Below are 23807 nucleotides of genomic sequence, written 5' to 3' on the forward strand. Positions count from 1 at the left end.
GAAGTTCAAAGGGAAAAATGAATTAATTGCATCTTAATAAAATTAAAGAGTTATGAATCGATTATCTATTTTCTTGTTTGCATTGGTGTTGGTTTCGTGCGGGTCACTGAAAACTACTGTTGACTATGACAAAAGTGTGGATTTTGAAAAGTATAAAACTTACGGGTTTTCGGCAGAAGCCAATCAACTGCCCGTAAATGATTTGGTGCGAAAGCGCATCTTTAGTGCCATCCACAGTGCCCTGCAAAGCAAAGGACTAAAAGAAGCCGAAAAGCCAAATTTGTTGGTTGATCTTGGTGTTAAAACGGAAGAAAAACAACAGACTTCTGCTAACTCTGTGAACCTAGGTGGATTTTATGGAAGGCGGTGGGGCCTCAGCACTGGCTTTTCAACAACGCAGGTCAATACGACCAACTATACCGAAGGCACGTTGGTGATTAATCTAGTCGATGCAGTGAAACAAGAATTAGTATGGATGGGCAGCGGCACAGCAACGGTGACAGAGAAATCCATTCAGCAAGACAAAATTGAAGCAGCGGTAACAAAAATTCTTTCAAAGTTTCCTCCTGCTCCTAAGAATTGACCGTAAAGCATTTATAATAAAAACGTAAAAACAAATACATATGAGAAATATCTTAGTCCTTTTTCTTTTGCTTGCAGGAACTGCTGTTTACGCTCAAAAAACAGAAGCTGAATTGGTGCGTAGTGCATTTCAATTAGAAAAGAAAGCATTGGTAGCCGACTACCTACAGATGAGCAACGATGAAGCTGAGAAGTTTTGGCCCATCTATAATCAATACGAAGAGCAGCGAATAGATGCCTTTACCCGAAGACTAAAGTTAGTCGAAGCCTATCTATTCAATATAGAAAAGGGCATCGCGGAAGTCCATGCAGATGAAATGGTAAAGGAAAGTGCAGCCATCCAAAAGAAGGAACTTGAATTGCGCCAAAAGTACTATAAGCTGATCAAGAAATCTATTTCCTTACCAGTGGCTGCTCGTTTTTACCAGGTAGAAGATGCCATCAATGTGGCTGTCCGCAATGGACTGTATGGCAATCTTCCAGTGGCCATAAGAAAATAAACATTTGCCGAGCGCATAGCAAACCCGAAGAGACTGAATGCCAAGAAGCTTTTGATAGTTTGTATATCTTTGCTTGACTTGCAAAGGATTTGCCTGTTTTAGACACAACAGTTTTAACCAAATTATATAGCCGCCTAAGCAATAAGGCACTCGGCATCTGCTTGTGATTAGCCCAAGGTCAATTATTTGCTTCATCACTGCTTTTCTATTGCGAGCGTCTATTATCTCCTCCATCTTGATATGATTGAAGTACTACAAATCTTTGGTTCACTATTTCTGCGAATAGTTAGATCAAATACAGATTGGAAGAAAATTTGAATAGAGCCCTGCACAAGCGCAGGGCTTTGTTAATAAAAAAGCTGTTATCCTTTTGGCAACAGTACTTTGTCAATCACGTGAATAACTCCGTTGGAGGCATGAATGTCCGCTGTTGTAACATGCGCATCACCAACCATTACTTTGCCACCTGTCACGTGCACTTTCAATTTCTCGCCTTGCACGGTGGTTAGTTCTTTGCCTTCTTTTAGATCAGCCGCCATTAACTTACCACTCACTACGTGAAGGGTAAGCACTTTAGAAAGTTTCTCTTTGTTTTCGGGTTTTAGCAATGTATCCATGTTCTTTTGAATAGATGCAAAGGCAGCATCTGTTGGCGCAAACACAGTAAATGGCCCAGTGCCTTGAAGGGTTTTTACTAATCCTGCCGCTGTAACCGCTACAGCTAACATCTTAGCACTTGTTGATGCAATAGCCACAATGTCTTTTGTTGCCACCGCTTCTTTCGTTGTTGTCATGATAGGTATTTTTTATTTGCCGCGACTGGCGGAGCAGGCATGAAAGAGTATTCAATGCCTCACAAAATTGGATAGCCTTCGAAGCATAAGTGTTACATAATTAGTAGTTAAGTTTGTATCTTTCATAGTTTTCATCGGTTGGTTTACTTTTTTAAGACAATCTTCTTTTTGTCTTTTACTAAATAACGTATTCGATTCGACAACTTAATGGTATTCGAGGTTACACCGAACGTGAGCGTTGTAAGTTGTTTCTCGAAATAGACATTGTAATAATCTTGCCCACTATAAAATCGAACAAAGAATGCAATCTCATCAAACCACCTTGGATAATATTTGTAAGTGAAGTCTACAATTAGTCGGTGAGAGGCATCTAATAAACTATAATCATGATACTCACCAAAGATCCAACCCGTTTTCAGTTCCACACTAGAATTTTGAAGCCATAAATTTACCCAGCGTTTCTTTTCTTCTCGCCAAGGGCCTTCAAAGCTGATAGTGCCAAACAATCGCTTTAATCCATAAATCTTTTGCACAGGCGAATCGGCCAAGCCAGACGGGTAAAGCTCGGCATGAATTTTTATTTCACGCAACGAAAAATAGTCCTTACCCGTTGCTCTTAGTGCATAAATCAGCAGGCCGAATTGAAAATAGTTGACAGAAAAATTCCCCTTCACCAAATCGATTGTTTTGGTACTATCGTTCAAGTAGAATTTTCCATCCTGGCCATTCGAATGATGAACGATGGATGCAAACCAAAGCGCATCCGTGTACAATAGTTTTGTAGCAAACGACTTTCGCCACCAGTCCATCGATCGATAGTAGGATAAGTAGAAATGGTAGCTTGGTACCTGTATGGGCCACGACCGCTTATTGAGCATCCGCATTTGCACTTGCGGATTCATCATAAGCGCCCACTTTTTTTTGTTGCTCCCGATAAAATAAGTGGGTGAAAATTGTGCCTCAAATATGAGTGGCACTTGGTTTCCAATACCACTTCCGAATGTTGAATACGTTTGGTCTCTGTTAAAATTGATGATGGTAAGAAAACGCTGGCTCTTGAGTGTGTCATTCGTGGCATAATTGCCTTCTTGGGCTTTAATGGCCACGGAGAAAATACTAAATACAAAAAGTGAAAGTAGGCTTCGCGAATAGAGATGATTGGGATGCACCACGTTATAGCTATTGATAAAAAGTTCTGGAGTAATACCGTACAAGTGGATACATGAGCAGTTTGTTTAACGGATGATGAAGAATGCCAACCAATGCAACTGTTGAGCTAACATAAGGCTTTTGAAGTAATGCCTCCTCGCTTATAAAATCGCATGATTGGGATAATCTGTGTAGCCTTTAGCATCTTCACTATAGAATAAATCCATGTGAAGATCTTGGGATAACAACCAATTGTTTTTCAGTCTTGCCACCAAATCAGGATTGTTTATGAATGGACGACCAAAGGCTACCAAATCGCATAATCCGCTTTGCAAGTCAGCTTCGGCCCGTGCTTTGTCATAGCCTCCACATAGTATTAATGAATTTTTAAAGTTGGCACGGATTGCCTTCTTTATTTCAATGGGAACTTCTGGCGCGCCCATCGCAGAGTGATCGACCAGATGTATATAAGCGATATCTAATTTATTCAACGCTGTAGTTAAATAGTTATAGGTTTCGTGGATTTGAGAGTAGTATTGCATATCGCTTGCTGTTCCATATGGCGAAAGGCGAATGCCCGTTTTTTCCTTTCCAATTTCTTCTGCTACATCCGTTACTATTTCCAATACAAATCGGCATCGTTTTTCAATGCTGCCGCCATAATCGTCTGTACGGATGTTGCTGTAGGGGGATAAAAATTCTTCCAATAGATATCCATTGGTACCATGCAATTCCAGCATTTCTGTTTTAATTTGTTCAATCTCCTTTATCTTCTTCTAAGTCGTTATGATCATCACCACCCAAACTGTAATAGTTATTCTCTTCATCTTCGCTGCCAACCTTTTCCTGCTGGTCGTCTAGTTCTGAACCTGCTACATCAAGGTCGTTGCCTGATAGTTCGTCCTCAAAATCCTTTTCATTCATCGCATCAGCATCCTCATTTATGGTCTTCTTCTTAGAAATATCTTCTGGGTCAATATCTTGCTCCTCTTTTCCTTGCTGATAAATATCTTCGTTCGGTGGATAGAGCGGATAGCCACTAAAATGAGTGTCGTGGTGAGTCGGTTTAATAGCAGCGGTTTTTGGTTTCTTCATTTCATTTTTTGTTTAACTGGCCTGTTTTTTTTTCATCTTTCCACTTGCTTTGTTGAAAGCCATGAGTAGCCCAACTTATTTCTCGCTCACCAAGAGAAGACTTAGTCAATTATTGAAAGGCGTGCTTTGAAAAGTAGTCTTTCACAAACCCATGCTTTTGGTTCTCCGTCATCTTATCGGCTTCCCGCACTTCTATTCTGACCTTTTCAAAATGATGATCGGCTAACAAGGTGTTGAGCAATTCAATTTTTGCATTCGTTGGACCAAAGAGCAGTACCTCTTTATAATGGATGATGACATTTCCCAATTTTTTATAGTATTCAGCTTGTTGATGTTGTTCTTTGTTGTGCATCCTGTTTTCACCTTTGTGTAAGCTGAGTTCTTTTGCTCGATGATTAAAATCTGATTGAATGGTTTTTGTTTCAATAGGATCTACCGTAAATTCCATCAAGTGGGCATTCAAGTGATCCATCCAAATTCCCAATTTTTTTGTAGTTGCCATTTGCGTTTAGTTATAAGCGAAATCAAAAAAAAGTATACCCACTCCAACGAATGCTTTAGGAGAATAAACCCCAAGCACTAGATCTTCTTCCCTTGAATAATTCTTAGCAACACTACAATAAGTGCAATTACTAAAAGCACATGTATCAATCCACTGGCATTGTAGCCCAAGAAGCCAATAGCCCATATAATAACCAGTATTACCGCTATGGTGTAAAGTAGATTTCCCATAAGTTTATTATTAGTGTTTAGTTTTATTTTAGTCCATGAATGGCTATGCCAATGGTTGACACACCGCTTGATAAATCGAGAAATGCGCCAACGCCCCTGTTGAAATGATATTCTGCCCCAATATGAATGTCAAGAAACAAAGAAGAGGGGCTTTGATAATAATTGCGGTCTCCATTGTAGTCAGCATCCCAAGAAGAAGAGACAATGGCAAACCCCAATGAGCCTGCCAAATAGAAATCCCACGAAGAAGTAGCATTTAGCAAATCGTCAAAGTAGTAAATACCTTTAGCGCCTATCGGAACGACCGTTTGGCGGTAGGTATAGTTTTTGAAAGGAGTGTTGTTATTTCCCCAGTAATAACTATTTGAAAAGGAATAGATATTAATGAAAGGCGCCAAGGTAAAGTTCTTTGCCACATCCAACTCATAATCCACATGAAAGACAGGCAACGAGCGACCTACATGCCCATAGTATCCTGAATAACCTCCTACACCCAAACCAAGGTTAAGTGTTCTTCCATAGGTTTCTTGCGCGTAGCCGGTAAAACAAAAAGTTGAAAGGAAAAGTAGTGCAATCGCGGTTAGTGCTCTCATGACCTCAATCGTTTAATGTGTGATGCTTCACATCCTCACGTTGCGCTTCGCTGGCTAGCGCATGATGACCATGTGCTTTGATTGTACTTTCTGAAGCTTTCTCATGGTTGCCTGCTTCGTGGTGCTTTGCCGCCTCGTGGTGATGTTTCGCAGCTTCTTCATGATGCTTGGCAGCTTTCGTGTGGTTTTCTATTCCCTTCTCATTTTCATCATGAGGTAGATTGGGTTTTTCTATCTTACCAGTTTTACTTGGTTTTATGGCAGTTTTCATTTGGTTATAATTTCTTAGTTGGAAGAGTAAATTAAATTTTACTACACTGTAAAGGTTGTCGTTTATAGGAATGATTGAGTTACATAACTTTTAAAGTTTGTTGCATCATTTACACCTTGAACTAGCTCGCTAAAGATTCTCTTCAAAAAAAAAGCGGGCCATGCCCGCTTCCAAAAGAAAAATAGCGATTCGTTAGTTGGAGTTGTTCACACCAATGTCTTTGAACGCTCTGCCTAATTCGTTCATGTCATGTGTAAATTCGCGCTTAAAAGATGCCCACTTATCTGTTTTGGTAGTTGGCGATCCTTTGATTTTATTTTTTAGATCGTTATTTCTTTTTTCCAGATCCATAACCTGCTTATCGTATTTCTCCCGAATCTCTTTGTTGTCATTTGCCTTCTGCGCTTTCAGCTCTGTAATTTTCTTGTCATTTTCCATAATAAGCACGTGCGCCTCTGAATTGAACCGTTGGTAATCTGCTGCTGAATCTATTTTCGCCTCTCGCAAATCCAGTTTTGCTTCCTTAAGGTCTTTGCGTGCCTTAGCTGCTTTTTTGTTTTGCTGCGCTTGTACAGTCAGACTTGATCCTGCAACAAGTGCGCTTATAGCCAATGTTAAAATTGTGTTTTTCATATTCATTAATTTAGTGTTTTACTATTTAGTTGCAAAAGTCGCCCATTCCATTCGCGTATGGTTTACATAACTTTTAAAAAAAATTATATCATTTACATGTTTGCAATTAGCTGGTTTTTTTGGTTTGAGATTTTATAGAAGGAAGGCGTTAATCCAGTTACTTTCTTAAATTGATTGGATAAATGTGCCACACTGCTGTAGTGCATCTTCCAGGATATTTCGGTGAGGTTCATCTCGTTATAAGCGAGCAACTCCTTTACGCGCTCTATTTTCAGCTTAATCATAAAATGCTCAATGGTGATGGATTGATTTTCTGAAAAAATATTGGATAGATAGGTATAGTTGTAATTAAGCTTTTCGCTGAGATAGTCTGAGAGATTTAGTTTAGGCACCTCTTCTTGGTTTCGCACCAAATGAAAAATCAAATTCTTTATCTTTCCTATCAAAATGGATTTTGTATCATCTATTATTTCCATTTCTAAATTCTTCAGCTCTAGGCCAAATTGGTCACGTTGAGTTGGGGTAAAGGCTGTAGCCATCTCCACCTCACCGTAAGCGATGGATGTGAAGGGTAGTTCTAGTTTTAAAAGCAAATCCTTTACAGCCATTTTACAACTTAGACTGATCATGTTTTTGATGTATAATTTCATCTGTTTATCGTTTTGGTTAAGGAACCTGTTTTCATCCCGCAGGGTGGTGCAACATTCAAGAATTAAACCAAACGATAGGGGATTGGCAGTCAGAAGAGAATGTCCTGCTTTGACATCAATAAGGGGAGTGCCATCGGCTCAACCATCTTTTCTAGTGCTTGCACGTGAAAGTTATTCGGCAGACAGTGAGAGTAATTTCCCCATATCACGAAAACACTTTTTGCACGAAGCTTGACTCATTCAACCCAAAGCCCATTTGCCACCTATGGTACGGTTATTTGGTTAGGGTGATCAAATTAAATAATTGAACATGAAAAAATTACTACTGGCGTGTATATGCTTAGCATTTACATTAAGCGTTTCGGCACAAACCGAAGACAAAAAATGGAGTATTGGGATACACGGAGGGGCCACCCAATACAATGGAGATCTCGGCAACGATTTTTACAAAGGCAACATGGCCTTTTACACCGTAGGTGGTTTATCAGTCTCTCGCTACATCAATAGCCATTTTGATCTGAGCTTATTGATAAGTAAAGGTGAAATCGGGTTCAATAGGCCCACCGGTCAATTTCGTCAAGACTTTACTTCTGCGATGCTAAACTTTAGATTTAACATTCTAGGACCAAAATCTGCTGTTCGGCCCTACGTTTTCGTTGGTGGGGGTGCTGTGCTTTTTGATAAGAATTTGACCATCACCAACCGTCAAGTAGATTATGTCGCTCCATCCTTTGGTGGTGGTTTAAATTTTAGGTTATCGCCAGATTTGATGTTGAATGTACAAGAGACGTTTTTGTATTCTACTGCGGATAACCGCGATGGGTCGGCTACTGGAAAAAACGATGCCTACTTGTTTCATTTGGTTGGTTTAAAGTTCAACTTCGGCAATAAAAAAGATGCTGATGAAGACGGAATCAGTGATCGCTACGATAAATGCCCTAACACACCTCTTGCAGTAGTGGTTGATAAAAATGGTTGCCCTCTAGATAAAGACAAAGATGGTGTGGCCGATTATTTAGATGAATGCCCTGATGTGTCTGGAACCGAGCAACTAAAAGGTTGCCCCGACAAAGATGGCGACTACATTGTTGATAAAGATGACAAGTGCCCGGATGTAGCTGGTATTGCAAAACTAAAAGGCTGCCCCGATGCAGATAGCGATGGCGTGGCCGATGGTGAGGATCTTTGCCAAGGGACGAAACCGGGTTACATAGTAGATGCAAAAGGTTGTGCAGTAGATAAAGATAGCGATGGGGTAGTAGATGAAGAAGATGCCTGCCCCGATAAAGCCGGTGTACTGGCCTTGCTAGGTTGCCCCGATACTGATAACGATGGCGTTGGTGATAACCAAGATCGCTGCCCAGAGGTAAAAGGCACCTTGGCTAACAAAGGCTGCCCTGAGATATCGAAAGAAGACGTAAAGAAAATCACCCAAATAGGAAGTAAAATTTTTATGGAAACCAACAGCGATAAACTCCTAACGGCCTCACTTGCACAATTGGATGAGTTAGCATCCATTTTAAAACGGTATGAACAAGCTAACTTATTGATTGAAGGGCATACCGATAGCCAAGGAGATGAGGCTTTAAATTTAACCTTATCGCAAAAGAGAACCGAATCAGTAAAAACCTATCTAATGGGGCGAGGTATTATGGAATCTCGCTTAACTGCTGTGGGCTATGGCGAAACCAAACCCATTGCTGATAACAAGACTACTGCTGGTCGCGCTAAGAATAGAAGGGTTGAGTTGAAGACATCGTACTAATAAACTAACACTAAACTTTTAAAAGAGAGCTGCTGAAGAAATCAGTGGCTCTTTTTTTTGACAGTAAATGCCGTGTGGAAACCTCTACGAATTGAAGAAGAATTGAGCATTTTTGACGCAATAATGAACAATGGTTAAAAGAAGATCTGGTTTTTTTTATTGGTGTTTGGGTTTATTCCAAACGAAAATTTAAGGAACCACTAAATGTTATTGATCTTAATTTCATCCAATGACACTTCAGTAAGAGGTTTGGTGATGAATTTGATGACGAAATTATTATTGACAATCTTATCAATGTCTCGTTTGTTGTCCGAACTTGATAAAATAATCACTTTGCATTTGTTTCGCGCAATTTCACCAAATTTTTCAAATTCATATAAGAACACAAACCCATCCACAATGGGCATATTAATATCCAAGAAAATTATGCTAGGTAAATTTTCAGCGTCATTTTCAAAATGCTTGAGATACTCAAGAGCGCTTTTTCCTGAACTTTTCACCTCCACCCGCTTCGAAAACTTTGTAATTTCAATAATGCGTTTGCTGATAAAGTTATCAGTTTCATTATCGTCCACCAACATCACCAAATCCAGAACTTTTGTAGCTATATCCGCCATTAAACCTTATTTACAAATTGTTATAAACTATTCAATCTCCATGCACTTAAATGTAGCTTCAAAATTATTTCTTTCCATGGGTTTTCAAATGCATCTGCCTCAAAATTACAGCAGGCAAGTAATATATTATTCAAGTTACTTCAAAAAATAGAGGTTACCTTGCCTTAACTTTTAACTTTTCACCTGGTCGTACTGTTAATTCTGTTTTCTGATTCCAATCCATCAAGTCCTTGATTGTCACATTATACTGACGAGCTATACTATACAAGGTATCGCTTTCAGCCACGGTATGCTCATTAATTTGCGGAATATCTATACCAGTTGAAATGGTTTGGCGAGCATGTACCTTTTTATTGTTTTTTAAATCTTTTAAGAGCAACTTTTGACCTGGTTTCAGGGCTTGGTTTATTTCTAAATTATTCCACTCAAGCAATTCAGCCACCTTAACCGAATATAGTTTCGCTATCGAATAAAGCGTTTCCCCTTTCAAAACTATATGGTCAGAGGCAGTAGATAGCTCTACAAACTTTACCGAATCAACTGCTGGAGTTGCGGTTAACATTTCCTTGGGCTTTTCTGTTGGCCTCACTTCCCAATTGAAAGTTTCTTCATCAATATGTGCTACTTCCTTCACTTGCTGTACACTTTCATTGATGGAAGTAACCAATGGAGCAACGACTGGTGTGGATGGAATTGCAATTGTAGGTGCCGGATTGATTACAACTTTAGGGTTTAGTTTTACAAAAGAACCAATTCCCAATTTTTCATGTCGAGAAATCTTATTCCATTTTTCCAACTTGCTCACTCGTATTCCATACGTTTGGGCGATGGTCCATAGGTCTTCGCCCGGCTTTACTTTGTGTTGCAAGGCCTCTCCTTTTGATTTCTTTTTCTCTAAGAAGTAATACTCGCCAGCAACCAGGTTCTGATCGATGGACATTTCATTGAAGCGCAAAAACCTCGATAATGCAATGCCTGCACGATCGGTTAAGGACACCAGCGATTCACTTGGTCCGGCTTTGATCGCCCTGAGCCCATTCACAAATTTTATGTCAGGCCTAGAAAGCTTGGCTTTGTCGGATATTGGCTTTGCCCGCGCTGATTTATCGGAAGCCAAAACAAGAGATGAGAAATCTTGTATAGGTTTGTTGGTAGGGACGACCACCGTGTAAGACTTATCATCCGGTATCAAACCTTTGAGCGCCCATTTGTTATATTCTCGAAGCAATTCTTCTTCTACCTGCAACTCTGTAGCCAAATCAGCAATTGACCGAAATTTCTTAGATTCAAATAATACCACTTTTACTTGGGGGTCACCTTCTATTACTTGCTCAAAGGCGACTTTGTGCGCAATAAATTTTTTTACATACCAATACGATTCAGAGGTAATATCCATGTGCCGCTTGCCGTTGTGCTTGTCTCCGATCGATCGCTTTAATCCACCTGCACCCATCTGGTAGGCTTGTAAAGCCAGCAACCAATTATCAAACTGCTGGTTATTTTGCTTTAGGTAATTGGCTGCTCCGCGCGAAGCAGATGCAATGTTCATTCGTTCGTCAATTTCTTTATCTACTCGCAGCCCCATGCTGAGGGCCGTAAAATCTTTGAACTGCCAAAAACCTACGGCATTGGAAACCGAAACGGCATCGGGCACTAACGCGCTTTCTTGCAGCACCAAATATTTAAAATCATCGGGCAGGTCTTCTTCCGCAAAAATGCGAGATATAATTGGGAAATAGGTCTTTGCACGTTCTACCCTCATCTGAAAATGGCGGGTATAACGAGTAAGGGCATCCACATCAGCTTGAATCTCGCGTCTGGCATCGTCACGAATGGCGAGTGTCATATTGGCGAAGTGCATTTTGTGGGGCACCTGCGGAGCTTGGGCGTATGAGGCAGCGGCTCCGAATAAAATGAGTGCTACTGCAAAAAATCTCATTAATACAAAAGTAGAGAAAAGTTTTTAGAAAGCGGTAAATACGAGATAGAATTTAGGAGAGAGGAGTTAGGCGATTTTTCGCACCATCATAATTCCATCGCGCAAAGGCAGTAGCATATTCTCTACTTGTGGGTCAGCTTGCACTTTATCGTTGAAGTGTTTAATTGCTTTGGTGTCTTTATCTACTTTCTCTTGCACCACCTTTCCGCTCCACAATACATTATCCACCAAAATGAAACCACCCCTTTTTACTTTATCAAAAACCAAATCATAATACAAACCATAGTTTTCTTTATCGGCATCGATAAAAACCAAATCGAATAATTCTGTTAACATAGGGATAATCTGGCGGGCGTCACCGATGCGATAATCAATTTTAAGCCGATAATCCGATTGCTGAAAATATTTTTGGACACGGCCCTCTAACTCTTCGTTTATGTCTATGGTAATAATTTTACCTTCTGGCTGTAATCCTTCTGCCAAGCATAGTGCCGAGTAACCGGTGTAGGTGCCTATTTCTAATATCGATTTCGGTTTGATCATGTGACTGACCATTGCCAAGAACCCCCCTTGCAAATGCCCCGAAACCATGCGTGGCATCAACACCTCCGCATGCGTATCGCGACTGATCTTTTTTAACAAATTGGATTCTGTGCTACTATGATCACGACAGTATTGGTCGATGTTATCGGGAATGAAGTCCATGCTGTAAAAATTCTGGAAACTAGATACTAGCACGCAACTATCTGCATCCAGGATCCAAGCGTTAGGTTATTTCTTTGTCTCTAATGCAGCCTTAAGTTTTTGATTGCCCCCAATCTCAACCACAGATGCGCCATACACGCGAATACTCGATTTTATGAAATCTGAATCATCGGCTTTGTAAATATTATCTACATATTTCTGCGGATTGCGATCGATGTAAGGAAACCATGTGCTGTGGATCTGCACCATGATGCGGTGACCTTTTTTGAACGTGTGCAAAATATCTTGCAGTGTTACATTTACATCCGTCACTTGATTAGGGACAAATGGCTCAGGCTTTTCATAACTGTTTCTGAAACGCCCCCTAAATGTTTCGTGGCGCACCAGTTGCTGATATCCTGCCATGATAATATTGGCTGGATTGTGTTTTGTATCATTCGGTTCATTATCTGGAAACACATCGATCAACTTCACAATAAAATCTGCATCAGTGCCCGTCATCGATACTTTTAGTTTGGCCATTATTTCCCCGGCAAGGGTAACATTTTCAGTAAGCACATCGGTTTCAAACGTGATCACATCTGGCCTGCGCGAAGCTTCGCGTTGGTCGTCTGTCATAAATCTGCGCGGGGTAAACACCAATCCTTCCGTTTGCGAAGTGTAAGGCACGGGCTTGGCCGGGTCGCTGATATATTCAAATGCCGCATCGGGTTTGGTGGGTTGATTTACGGATAGCTTTCCGTTTTCGCCAAAGTAAAGTTTCATGGGCAAAATTTCTTTGGGTGGCCACTCAGCAAATTGCTTCCATGTTTTCAATCCACAATCAAACATGTAGGCCTCTGGCAATTTGGGTTGACTGCCATCTTTCAATACTGAGTTAAAAAACTTTTTTTCTATTTCGCGTTGATAAAACGTGGAGATGCTATCACCAAAATAGATATGGTTCACTTGCTGAAATCCACGCTCGCGCGCCCAATCTCCATGGCTCCATGGCCCCATTACTATAGTATTGTAGGCACCCGGGCTGGTGCTTTCAATTTTTTTATAAATGTTGAGCGGACCGTACAAGTCTTCGGCATCGTACCAACCGCCCACGGTCATGATTGCGTGCTTCACATTGGTCAGGTGCGGCAACAAGCTGCGCTTTTGCCAAAACTCATCATAATTGGGGTGATCGATGATCTGCTTCCAAAAGAAATTATCGTTGTGGTATTTTTCGGTAGCATGCTTAAGGGAACCAATTCTTAAATTAAAATCATAGCCATCTTTGGGTTGCTGTTGATAGAAGCGCATGATTTTATCATCGTACCAACTTTTATCAGTCGGTTTATCCTTTTGATAACCAAACACGGCAAGGGCCGCAAGGTAGCTTTGCAAAAAAGCCCCTTGGTGGTGAAAATCGTCAAAGAAGAAATCAGATATTGGCGCTTGCGGAGAAGATGCTTTTAATGCAGGGTGCGCATCGGGAATGCCAGCCGCTGTGTAAAAGCCAGGATACGAAATGCCCCACTGCCCAACCCGTCCATTATTGTTCTTAATATTTTTGATTAACCATTCGATTGTATCCCACGTGTCCGAAGCTTCGTCTATAGCGGTTTTATTTTTACGATCGTTGCCAGGAATGTTAGGTGTCATGTTATCAAAAACACCTTCACTCATCCATCGGCCGCGCACATCTTGGTAAACAAAAATATATCCATCGCGCATCAAATAAGGAGAAGGCCCAAGTGATTTTTCATATTTAGTGGCACCGTAGGGCTCTACACTGTAACACGTTCGATTCATCAGAATTGGATAGGTTTTGGTTTTGTCCTTTGGCGAATAGACCGTGGTAAAAAGCTTAATGCCATCCCTCATAGCAATTTGAACTTCCATTTTATCATAGTGTTGCTTTGCAAAAACAGAGTCTGGCTGCTGCGCAACCGATTGGAGGGCTGTCCATAAACAGATGACAACCAGGGCAAGTAGTTTTTTCATTTTATGATTGTTTAGCTTGGTCGATTGAATTGTGGTTTTGAAATGTAAAGATAAGCGATACAACCCACAACATATTTGTGACCGACATATTACTGGTAATTACCAAAAGGTTACTTTTACGCCATGAATTTTGGAAAGTGGTTAGTAATCATTTTTTGTTGGGTGGCGACAAATGCGCTCGCTCAAGGTAATAAAAATCAAATACGCATTGCCTTTGGATCGTGCAACGATCAAGCACGTCCTCAAGAAATGTGGAAAGAAATTCTCAACCAGCATCCACATGTTTGGATATGGGGTGGCGATAATATTTATTCGGATTTCAAAAATCCGGCTGGCCGAAAAACCTTGTATGAAAAACAAAAGTCGAACGAAGATTATCAGCAATTGATTAAAACCTGTGTGATCACCGGCACGTGGGACGATCATGATTATGGCGTGAACGATGGCGGAAAAAATTATTCCTTAAAAGAAGAAAGTCAGCAATTGGCAATGGATTTTATTTGGTTTGCCAAAAACAATCCCGTTCGCAAACATGTCGGTATCTACAATTCGATGGAATATGGCGATGGTACCAAAAAAGTGAAAATAATCAACTTGGATACACGTAGTTTTCGCGATACCCTTGATCGAGTAAACTATATCGACTCGGCTACGCAAAAGAAACTAAACCGCTATTTACCCAACCCGCAAGGCGATATGCTTGGTGAAACGCAATGGAAATGGTTGAAGCAAGAATTGAATGAAGGCAACGCATCTGTTGTGATTTTAAACTCTAGCATCCAAGTTTTACCGCAAGAGCATCGGTTTGAAAAGTGGGAAAATTTCCCTTCCGCGCGTAAAAGGCTTCTGAATTTAATCAACCAATCCAATAAATTCGTGATCATCATTAGCGGAGATCGGCACATTGCAGAATTTTCTAAAACTACCTTGAGCAATGGCCAAGCCTTGTATGAATTTACTTCAAGCGGCATGACCCACACCTGGACCGAACCGTGGGCTGAGCGCAACACGCTGCGACTTGGCGATTTGATCATTCAAAAAAATTACGGGATGATTATCGTTGATTGGCAGAACAATAAACCGATTGTAACCATGCAATCTTGTGGGCTTAACCATCAAGTGTTTAATGAAATTAGCGTTAGCAGGTAAAATAAGTCAACTAAAAAGGTAACAATTTTTTTATTTCAACTTATTGAATTTTGTGGTTTGTAAACACTACATTTGCGCGCGAAAATCAAACAAACATATGAAAACCCAAAAATCATTAGTATTAGTTGTAATTATGGCTGCATTTGCAGTAATCATCACCAGCTGTGGAGATGGTGGCAAGGCCGCTAAAGAAAAAGCAAAACAAGATTCAATCCGTGTGGCTGATTCAGTAGCACGTGTAAAGGCGGTGGCTGATTCAATCGCTGCATTGCCGAAGTCAATCGCAGAAACTGCGATGAATACGCCTAACTTGAGCACATTGGTTGCTGCTCTTCAGGCTGGCGAATTGGTAGATGTAATGAAAGGAACAGACGCATTGACTGTGTTTGCACCTACAAATGATGCATTCACTGCTGTTCAATCAACTGTTGATATGCTTTTGAAAGCTGAAAACAAATCAAAATTGCAAAACGTGTTGAAATACCACGTAGTAGCTGGCACTATTAAGGCTGCTGATTTGAGCGATGGTCAAGAATTGACTACCCTCCAAGGTGAAAAAATCAAAGTTTCTCTGAAAGACGGTAAAGTATTTGTAGGTGGTGCTGAAGTTACTAATCCAGATGTGGCTGTTAACAACGGTGTTGTTCACATGACCAACAAAGTTTTGGTGCCTAAGAAAATGTAATCTTAGTTCTACAGGTTATAAAAAAAGGCCGCCAGCATTGGTGGCCTTTTTTTTGGTTGAATTTTTTGACTGTTTGTCCATTTAGCAAATAATCCTCAACTTTCCTGTTTGTAATTTTCATTCATGACTGAAAAAAGTAAGTACACGCTTACCGTAGGCATAACACTGGTTATTGCCAATATGATTGGCACGGGGGTTTTTACTTCACTTGGCTATCAAGTAGGCCCATTGCCTTCGGGCTTTGCCATTTTACTGCTTTGGGCCATTGGTGGCGTAGTGGCCTTGTCGGGGGCATTTACCTATGCAGAGATTTCAACCACCTTGAAAAAATCAGGTGGCGAGTATCATTATTTAGGGAAAATTTTCCATCCAGCATTTGGGTTTGTGAGTGGTTGGATGAGTTTGTTGGTAGGTTTTGCGGGAGCAATCTCGGCCGTAGCCATCGCCATTGCTGAGTATTCTTCTGCTTTATTGGGTATTAACGGTAAAGTCATTGCTGTATCGGCCATCCTTGTCGTATCTGGCATTCATTGGTTTGGTGTAAAAACAGGAGGCCGTGCTCAAAACATTCTCACTGGCACCAAACTTTTGCTGATTGTATTCTTTTGCGTGGCACCGTTCTTTCTAGCTGGAGAAAAATCAGGCATTAGCTTTTTAATACGACCTGGAGATTGGAGTTTAATTACCAGTTCGAGTTTTGCGGAGTCATTGGTATTCGTAGTATATGCTTATACTGGCTGGAATGCAGCTGCCTACATAGCCGGAAATCTGGATAACCCCTCTAAAAATCTGCCCAAATCGTTAATCATCGGAACATTAATAGTCGTGGTGGTTTATCTCAGCTTAAACGCCATGTTTTTATATTCCGCTTCGTTTAGTGAGCTCAACGGAAAAAATGATATTGGCAATGTGGTGGCAGTAAAACTAATGGGCTCTAAAATTGGTGCGTTGTTTTCTTGCATTTTTAGTATTGCCTTGCTATCCACACTTAGTGCCATGACCATTGCAGGCCCCCGTGTGCTAGAAGCCATGGGCGATGACTATCCAAAATTGAAAACATTTTCAACCAAAAATAAATTTGACATGCCTTACTTGGCAATTATCACGCAAGCCACCTGGGCCGTTTTTTTGGTGTTGGTGAGTTCGTTCAAAGAAATCGTTCAGTATATCTCCATCAGCTTGTCGCTGTTCTCCATGTTTACGGTCATCGGCATTTTCTTTCTGCGTAAGCAATACAAAAAAGAAGAACGCCCATTTCAGATACCGTTGTATCCACTGCCACCCATTATTTTTATTGTTTGTACGTGCTGGATGATTTATTACGTAACCGCAGACGATCCAAAAATAATTCTGTATTCCTTCGCTACGATGGTGCCCGGATTAATCGTTTACTTTGCGATTTCAAACAAACCAAAAAACTAATTTTGTTCTACTAAACCCCTATTTTTTTTAATCACATGAAAAAAGTTTTTTTCTTTGTCTTCCTTGCTTTCGTATTGATCTCAGCTTGTTCATCCAAAAGAGAAACCAGCACATCAACACTTGATACCCTTGGAGTAGATTCTGACTTCATCAAAACAGAAGTTGTAGCAGAGCAAACTTCCGGTGCCGTTGAGCCCGTAAAAATTAAAAAAGATACCGTGTTGGACAATGCCGCGCGCTTTATCGCAGGTCTTCCACAACTCAATAAAAATTCATTTACCGAATTGGAAAAAGATAAATATTGGATTGATTACAAGGCATCAATGGATGCTAACTGGAAGAAAATGTATGACACTCGGTTGAGTAAAATTGCCGACTGGGAAAAATCTACATTTTCGAAATCGGTTGATGGCTCGCTCTCGTTGTTTTACCCGTTTTCAGGCCCAGACTTTTTGCACGCTTTTTATTTGTTTCCGCATGCACATCAATATATGCTGGCGGCCTTGGAACCCATTCGCGCGGTAGTACCGCTCGATGCTCGCACCGAGAAGTTCCGCGATGCATTTTTGGATAGCTTAGGCCATTCGCTACGCGATATTTTCAACAAAAGTTATTTTATCACCAACCACATGGAAAAAGACTTGAAGCAAGTAAAAGGTGTATTGCCTGCGCTTTACTTCTTCATCGAGCGAACCAATCATGAGATGTTGGCGCAAAAATTTATTACCGTTGATTCTTTGGGGAACGAAGTGGAACTTTACGGAAAGAAAATCAATTGGCAAAAAACGCCTGGTGTAAAAATCACCTTTCGCGATCGCACAACCAATGAAGTTAAAACGCTTTATTATTTCTCCGTTAGTATTTCCAATGGCGGACTAAAAGATCGACCCAACTTTGTTCGGTTTATTGCCAGCAAAGCTCCGTTCAACTCATTTGTAAAATCAGCTTCTTACTTGATGCACAAAGATGCCTTCACTAAAATCAAAGACCTATTGATAGCCAACAGCAACCATGTTTTTCAAGACGATACAGGCATGCCCTACAAATACCTAAAAAACAAATTGAACTGGAAAGGACAATTTTATGGAGAATATGTAAAGCCCGTAAGGGATTTCAGTTCTGAATTGTACCAAAAAGATCTTGACTCGGCCTACCAAGCATCGAAGCCACAACCACTCCCATTTTCGTTGGGTTATCACTGGAGTACGAAGAAGCAGAACTATATGTTATTTAGTAAAGAGAAAAAGTTGACGATAAATAAGTAAGGAAGGTAAGTAGTAAGTGAGAAGTAGTGGTGTTCCACTAATTACCTGTTACCAACCACCACTTACCTATCGCGAATCACTAACGAACCATTTCAACATGAGTCAACACATCGCCCATATTGCTTTGCTTGTCAGAGATTATGATGAAGCTATAGATTTTTTTGTGAATAAGCTGAATTTCAAATTAACTGAAGACACAGAGCTAAGTGAAACCAAACGCTGGGTACTGGTAGCACCGCCAGGTTCTGGTGAATGTAAATTATTGTTAGCGAAAGCTGTTGGTCGTGAACAAGAAATCCAAGTTGGCAATCAATCCGGTGGGCGTGTGTTCCTTTTTTTGCATACCGATAATTTTCAACGCGACTATCAAAACTTATTAAATCAGCAAATCAAAATTGTACGTGCACCTTCACAAGAAGTATATGGCACGGTGGTTGTGTTTGAAGATTTGTATGGAAACCGCTGGGACTTGATTGAACCGACTTTAAGCCAAAGGCCATTAAGTAATTAAAATTGATTCAATCGCAACGAATATAGCCAGTATCTATTACCAAGGCGCGGTTCAATTTCTCTCAGAATTTCAAAGCCCATTTTTTCATAAAGATGGCGAGCCGCATTCATAAATTCAGAAGTATGAAGAGCAATTACCTTTTCATTGGTTTTCTTCGCATGATTTATGCAATGTTGCATGAGTATTTCACCGATTCCATTTCCTCGGAAATTAGGATTTATGCCCACCATTCGAATATAACTCCAATCTGCTTCAAAAACATCCCACGGGTGGCCGCTGGAAATAATAAAAGCCATACCTACAATTTTGCTCTCATACTCACAAACAAAGCAAGTAGATTGACTAAACAAATCAATCCACTTACTCTCGTCAACTAAAAAACGATTGAGTTTTGACCAATGCTCAGGTTGTAAAATGCTTTTATATTCACCATAAGAAAGGCAGCCAAGATCCTTAAGTTGCAAAATATCATTCACCAGACCTTGCCGGAAAGCAAAATTATCTTTCATAAAGGGGTTATGCCAACTATGATTAAACCATGGTAAATCGAATACAAAACAAAAGAAATACTAACCCTTGTAAAGTATTTAAGTACTTTTATAGAACTCAACTAATTTTATAAATCTATTGAATGTAAAGTCAATAATAAAAGCTAATTTTCTATATGAATACCCGGGAGCACCTCATCACAAAATTTTATACTGCCTTTCAGCAACGCAATTGGCGAACCATGCAAACCTGCTATCACGAGGAGGTCCTATTCAATGATCCTGCTTTTACAAATCTAAAGGGCAAACAAGCAAAAGCCATGTGGCATATGTTAGCTGAAAACGCCAAGGATTTTTCGTTGGTGTTCAGCCAGGTGGTGGCAACAGAAACGGAAGGCTCTTGCCATTGGGAAGCTACTTACTCGTTTTCTCGCACAGGAAGAAAAGTAGTGAATAAAATAGATGCCAATTTTCAATTCAAGGATGGGCTCATCTATCGGCATACTGACCGATTTGATTTTTGGAAATGGACGCGGATGGCATTGGGTACTTCCGGAATTCTTTTAGGATGGACGCCTTTTCTACAAAATAAAGTTAAGGCAACAGCAATGGGTGGCTTAAAAAAATTTATAGAAAGTCGCGCTGAATATAAAGATTAACTTTTTGGTATCTTCGCATATGAACTCCTTCAAAAAAATCGGCTTCTTCACGGCCTTCTTCCTTCCTAGCCTTGTGATAACAGGATTTTATATGGGGGGCTGGTGGAATTGGCTTTCCATCGGTTTTGTTTTTCTAATCATCACATCGGTAGATTATTGGATCGGATTGGATACCCAAAATGTGGACGAAGACAAAGTAAAAATTGTGGGAGAAGAGTTTTATTATCGCTTCGTTACGTTCGTGTGGACATTTATCCAAGTCGGATTTGTGCTATGGGGTTGTTTTGCCATTGGCAGTGGAAAAATAAATACTTGGTTTGAATGGGTTGGCTTTACGGTGGGTTTCGGATTAGTAACCGGAGGAATTGGCATTACAGTAGCACACGAGCTCGGCCACAAAAAATCTAAGCTCGAACAATTTTACAGTCAACTGATTTTGATGACGGTGTGCTATATGCATTTCTTTATTGAACACAACCGAGGCCACCACGTGCAAGTAGCCACCCCTGCCGACCCAGCAACCGCGCGCAAAAATGAAAATTTTTATTCATTTTGGTTTCGCTCAGTGTTTATTGGGTATGCACACGCTTGGCACTTGGAAAAAGAAAGTTTGCAGCGAAAGGGTCGCGCGATCATCAGCGTCTACAATTCTATGATTTGGTTTGCCTTACTCCCTTTTTTCTTTTGTGGTTTGATGGTAGCGCTGTTTCACACCAGCACCAATTCAGCAATTGCTATTGCTATATTCTTTTTTGCTCAAAGCATCGTTGCTTTTACACTGCTGGAACTGGTAAACTATATTGAGCACTATGGAATTGTGCGTAAGCAAAATGAGCACGGGTACTTCGAACGGGTAAATCCACTTCATTCGTGGAATGCCAGTCATTTAATCAGCAATTTCTTTTTATTTCAGTTGCAACGGCATTCCGATCATCATGCCAATGCCATCAAACGTTACCAGGTGCTTAACCACGTTAACGAAAGTCCTCAACTTCCTTTTGGTTATCCCACCATGATCTTGATTGCCTTAGTACCTCCGCTCTGGTTTGCGCGGATGAATCCTTTATTGAAGGAATGGGAAGAAAAAATTTACCAACGCCATTCGGTGGTCTCGTGATGATTACTCATACCGCAGCGAATTAACAGGCTTGACCAAGGCGGCTTTCAGTGATTGGTACAACACCGTCAACCAAGCGATTATTAAAGCCGCTAAGCCACTCCAAACAAAAACAAGTACACCTACGTCAATGCGATAAGCAAACTGGCTTAGCCAATAGTTGACCATAAAATAAGAGGGCACAATGGCAAGCACGATTGAAATTAGTACCAGCAAGGTAAATTCTTTTGATAGTAATGCCGTGATGCTTCCAATGCTGGCGCCCATTGCCTTGCGAATGCCAATTTCTTTGGTTCGTTGCTCTGCAGTGAACGATGCCAGCGCGAACAACCCCAAACAGGCAATAACAATCGCTAAACCGGTAAAAACTAAAAATAAACTGCTCAGGCGTTGCTCCTCGCGGAAAAGCTCATCAAAATTTTGATCCAGAAAAGCATACTGAAATGGATCGGAGGAGGCATACTGCTTCCACATTTTTTCAGCTTCGGTAATGGCTTCATTTGGTTTGCCTGAATAGCGGATCAATACGTTGCTCGATGTTTGGGTTACTCTGATTACCATCGGGCGAACATTAACTTTGAATGATTCAAAATTAAAGTCCTTCACCACCCCAATCACTTGCATCTGTATTTCTTTGGGTGCATTACTATCACCATCAAATACGATCAATTTTTCTTCCAATGGCTTCATCCAACCTAATTCCCGTGCAGCCGCTTCGTTGATCACCACAGCTGCCGTATCCGATTTAAAATCTTTAGAGAAAAATCGCCCCTCTAGCACTTCTAGTTTCAATGCCTCGGCATGATCGACATCTGCAAAGTAGATTCCCATAATGTGGTCTTTGCTATCGTTGGCTGATCTGAAAGCTGTGGTATTGTTTACGCCTGGAAATACATTGTTGGTAAAGCTTACTTTTTCAATGCCTGTTTTTTCGAGCAATGAATTTTTAAATGCTTGTTGATTGGTTTTTAACCGAGCCGTATTGTTGATCACCAGCACCTTGTGTTTATCCATGCCAACATTGCGGCTTTGCAAAAATTCAATTTGCTGATACCCGATAATGGTGCAAATGATTAGCACAATGGAAAGTGCGAATTGAAACACAACCAAAGCACTTCGCACGCCTTTACTCTTCAAACCTGCGCGTACTTTTCCTTTCAATACTTCTGATGGGTTGAAAGAGGTGAGATAGAAAGCAGGATAGCTTCCGGCCAGCAACCCAATCACTATTATCAATACGATTACCCCCGTTAGAAATGTTGGTGTTGCTAGTCCTGTAAACGAAATCTCTTTTCCGGATAACAGGTTGAACTGCGGCAACAACATGAATGCAATCATTAAAGCCAATATAACAGCAATCAAACCGTAGATCATTGACTCAGATAAGAACTGACCAATCATTTGAGAACGGAAAGAGCCCATGGTTTTACGCAAGCCCACTTCTTTGGCTCGGCCTGCTGAACGAGCCGTTGAAAGGTTCATAAAATTGATGCACGCAATCAGTAAAATAAAAACCCCTACACCGCCAAACACATAGATGTACGCAATATTGCCCGATGGCTCTATGTCATCTCGAATATTTGTATGTAAATGCGTATCCAACATCGGGTAGGGAAAATAACCATATTCATTTCCGCTTTCTCGGAATTTATCTATGGAAATCCCCATGAAGGCCTCAATCTCAGGTGCGATGTGTTTGTCCGTTACAGCATTCAGTTTTTCTTTAATGGCATTGATATCAGTATTTTTTCCTTTTTTAAAGTATGTGTACATGCCGTTGTTCAACCATGTGGGGTTATTGTAATAGTCTTTGTTTGTGCTGGTGGATATCAAAGCAGCAAAACGAAAATGAGATTGATGAGGTGGGGATTCTACAATGCCTGTCACTTTCATGGCTTTGTTATCGTTGCCCACTGTTATGATTTTGCCGATGGCATCCTCATTAAAATACTTGGAGGCAAGAGCAGGTGTAAGCACAATGGAGTTGGGTTCTTTTAAAACAGTTGCTGCATCGCCCTTTAATAGATTGAAGGAGAAAAATTGAAAAAAGTTTGAATCGGCCGAGAAAATTCGATCTTCTACAAATGACTTTTCGCCATTCTTGAAAACTACATTATCCCTTCTATTGAGGCGTGTAGTTTGCTCTACCCCCGGCACTTCTGATTGCAATGCCCCAGCTAAAGGGGGACACGAGCTAGCTGTATTAATCTCTTGCCCAGCAATTTTTCCGTGCAAACCAATTCGGTAAATCACCTCGGCATCTTTATGAAATTTATCATAGCTCCACTCATCAGTAATGTAGAGCATGATGAACAAACAGGCCGCAACACCTACTGCCAATCCAAAAATATTGATGGAAGAATAAAAGCTGTGTTTGCGAATGTTGCGCAATGCGATGATGAAGTAGTTTTTAAGCATAAGCGATTTTTTTATTAGACGCTAGAAATGAGACCGAGGTTGCAGTTGAAATCGTAAACCAAAAACAAATTAGGATGAGGAGTAGACGGTA

Annotated in this window: 26 protein-coding genes; 10 read left to right on the forward strand and 16 right to left on the reverse strand. The window is 40.6% G+C overall.

The genetic code is table 11. The features are described 5' to 3' along the window. Positions 1–52: 52 nt before the first annotated feature. Complete coding sequence (locus KA713_02735; protein UXE67542.1) at positions 53–583, forward strand: DUF4136 domain-containing protein; 531 nt, start codon at positions 53–55, stop codon at positions 581–583. Between the two features lie 40 nt (positions 584–623). Then, on the forward strand, positions 624–1082 hold the full coding sequence (locus KA713_02740; protein ID UXE67543.1) for a hypothetical protein: 459 nt from the start codon (positions 624–626) through the stop codon (positions 1080–1082). Between the two features lie 362 nt (positions 1083–1444). Here the strand turns inward: KA713_02740 and KA713_02745 are convergent, their stop codons facing one another. From KA713_02745 to KA713_02790, 10 genes are all read right to left on the reverse strand, one after another. Further along, a complete protein-coding gene (locus KA713_02745; protein ID UXE67544.1) occupies positions 1445–1876 on the reverse strand; it encodes a fasciclin domain-containing protein in 432 nt (143 codons plus the stop codon). Between the two features lie 143 nt (positions 1877–2019). Next, positions 2020–3090, reverse strand: a complete 1071-nt coding sequence (locus tag KA713_02750; protein UXE67545.1) for a hypothetical protein — start codon at positions 3088–3090, stop codon at positions 2020–2022. A 96-nt stretch (positions 3091–3186) separates the two neighbouring features. Beyond that, entirely contained in the window at positions 3187–3765 is a 579-nt protein-coding gene (locus tag KA713_02755) for a hypothetical protein (GenBank protein UXE67546.1), read from the reverse strand. A 16-nt stretch (positions 3766–3781) separates the two neighbouring features. After that, on the reverse strand, positions 3782–4096 hold the full coding sequence (locus KA713_02760; protein UXE69003.1) for a hypothetical protein: 315 nt from the start codon (positions 4094–4096) through the stop codon (positions 3782–3784). A 133-nt stretch (positions 4097–4229) separates the two neighbouring features. Continuing rightward, the gene (locus KA713_02765; GenBank protein UXE69004.1) at positions 4230–4592 is read right to left on the reverse strand and encodes a hypothetical protein; all 363 of its coding nucleotides are present in this window, start codon (positions 4590–4592) and stop codon (positions 4230–4232) included. Positions 4593–4699: 107 nt separating this feature from the next. Beyond that, positions 4700–4852 carry a lmo0937 family membrane protein gene (locus tag KA713_02770; GenBank protein ID UXE67547.1) on the reverse strand — a complete coding sequence of 51 codons (153 nt, stop codon included), beginning with the start codon at positions 4850–4852 and terminating at the stop codon, positions 4700–4702. A 23-nt stretch (positions 4853–4875) separates the two neighbouring features. Continuing rightward, positions 4876–5445, reverse strand: a complete 570-nt coding sequence (locus tag KA713_02775) for a hypothetical protein (GenBank protein ID UXE67548.1) — start codon at positions 5443–5445, stop codon at positions 4876–4878. 4 nt (positions 5446–5449) lie between these two features. Beyond that, a complete protein-coding gene (locus tag KA713_02780; GenBank protein ID UXE67549.1) occupies positions 5450–5716 on the reverse strand; it encodes a hypothetical protein in 267 nt (88 codons plus the stop codon). Positions 5717–5908: 192 nt separating this feature from the next. Then, positions 5909–6349, reverse strand: a complete 441-nt coding sequence (locus KA713_02785; GenBank protein ID UXE67550.1) for a hypothetical protein — start codon at positions 6347–6349, stop codon at positions 5909–5911. A gap of 92 nt (positions 6350–6441) precedes the next feature. After that, positions 6442–6999 (reverse strand): helix-turn-helix domain-containing protein, encoded by a 558-nt coding sequence (locus tag KA713_02790; protein UXE67551.1) that lies wholly within the window; start codon positions 6997–6999, stop codon positions 6442–6444. A 310-nt stretch (positions 7000–7309) separates the two neighbouring features. On the opposite strand from KA713_02790, the gene KA713_02795 reads away from it, so the two are divergent. Next, positions 7310–8764 (forward strand): OmpA family protein, encoded by a 1455-nt coding sequence (locus tag KA713_02795; GenBank protein UXE67552.1) that lies wholly within the window; start codon positions 7310–7312, stop codon positions 8762–8764. A 200-nt stretch (positions 8765–8964) separates the two neighbouring features. On the opposite strand, the gene KA713_02800 is transcribed toward KA713_02795, so the two are convergent. The 4 genes from KA713_02800 to KA713_02815 form a co-directional block, all read right to left on the reverse strand. Next, positions 8965–9345 (reverse strand): response regulator, encoded by a 381-nt coding sequence (locus KA713_02800; GenBank protein ID UXE69005.1) that lies wholly within the window; start codon positions 9343–9345, stop codon positions 8965–8967. 190 nt (positions 9346–9535) lie between these two features. Then, the gene (locus tag KA713_02805; protein ID UXE67553.1) at positions 9536–11320 is read right to left on the reverse strand and encodes a LysM peptidoglycan-binding domain-containing protein; all 1785 of its coding nucleotides are present in this window, start codon (positions 11318–11320) and stop codon (positions 9536–9538) included. A gap of 66 nt (positions 11321–11386) precedes the next feature. Further along, positions 11387–12025, reverse strand: coding sequence for a class I SAM-dependent methyltransferase (locus tag KA713_02810; protein ID UXE67554.1), 639 nt, complete (start codon positions 12023–12025; stop codon positions 11387–11389). A 66-nt stretch (positions 12026–12091) separates the two neighbouring features. Beyond that, positions 12092–14002 (reverse strand): CocE/NonD family hydrolase, encoded by a 1911-nt coding sequence (locus tag KA713_02815; GenBank protein UXE67555.1) that lies wholly within the window; start codon positions 14000–14002, stop codon positions 12092–12094. A gap of 123 nt (positions 14003–14125) precedes the next feature. Here KA713_02815 and KA713_02820 point away from each other — a divergent pair, with 123 nt between their 5' ends. The 5 genes from KA713_02820 to KA713_02840 all read left to right on the forward strand — a co-directional run bounded on the left by KA713_02820 (position 14126) and on the right by KA713_02840 (position 19034). Next, positions 14126–15151, forward strand: coding sequence for an alkaline phosphatase family protein (locus KA713_02820; GenBank protein UXE67556.1), 1026 nt, complete (start codon positions 14126–14128; stop codon positions 15149–15151). Between the two features lie 97 nt (positions 15152–15248). Then, complete coding sequence (locus tag KA713_02825; protein ID UXE67557.1) at positions 15249–15836, forward strand: fasciclin domain-containing protein; 588 nt, start codon at positions 15249–15251, stop codon at positions 15834–15836. A gap of 123 nt (positions 15837–15959) precedes the next feature. Next, positions 15960–17258 carry an amino acid permease gene (locus KA713_02830; GenBank protein ID UXE67558.1) on the forward strand — a complete coding sequence of 433 codons (1299 nt, stop codon included), beginning with the start codon at positions 15960–15962 and terminating at the stop codon, positions 17256–17258. Between the two features lie 35 nt (positions 17259–17293). Continuing rightward, positions 17294–18523, forward strand: coding sequence for a hypothetical protein (locus tag KA713_02835; protein UXE67559.1), 1230 nt, complete (start codon positions 17294–17296; stop codon positions 18521–18523). A 97-nt stretch (positions 18524–18620) separates the two neighbouring features. Further along, a complete protein-coding gene (locus KA713_02840; GenBank protein UXE67560.1) occupies positions 18621–19034 on the forward strand; it encodes a VOC family protein in 414 nt (137 codons plus the stop codon). Here the strand turns inward: KA713_02840 and KA713_02845 are convergent. Then, complete coding sequence (locus KA713_02845) at positions 19031–19543, reverse strand: GNAT family N-acetyltransferase (protein UXE67561.1); 513 nt, start codon at positions 19541–19543, stop codon at positions 19031–19033. The two genes, KA713_02840 and KA713_02845, sit on opposite strands and share 4 nt — an antisense overlap. 155 nt (positions 19544–19698) lie before the next feature. On the opposite strand from KA713_02845, the gene KA713_02850 reads away from it, so the two are divergent. Together KA713_02850 and KA713_02855 are read left to right on the forward strand one after the other, a co-directional pair. Next, complete coding sequence (locus KA713_02850; GenBank protein ID UXE67562.1) at positions 19699–20181, forward strand: nuclear transport factor 2 family protein; 483 nt, start codon at positions 19699–19701, stop codon at positions 20179–20181. 19 nt (positions 20182–20200) lie between these two features. Next, positions 20201–21298 carry an alkane 1-monooxygenase gene (locus tag KA713_02855; GenBank protein UXE67563.1) on the forward strand — a complete coding sequence of 366 codons (1098 nt, stop codon included), beginning with the start codon at positions 20201–20203 and terminating at the stop codon, positions 21296–21298. 3 nt (positions 21299–21301) lie between these two features. Here KA713_02855 and KA713_02860 read toward each other — a convergent pair whose 3' ends face one another. Then, the gene (locus tag KA713_02860) at positions 21302–23716 is read right to left on the reverse strand and encodes an ABC transporter permease (protein UXE67564.1); all 2415 of its coding nucleotides are present in this window, start codon (positions 23714–23716) and stop codon (positions 21302–21304) included. Positions 23717–23807 lie beyond the last annotated feature (91 nt).

This window comes from Chryseotalea sp. WA131a (assembly GCA_025370075.1).
GTDB lineage: Bacteria > Bacteroidota > Bacteroidia > Cytophagales > Cyclobacteriaceae > ELB16-189.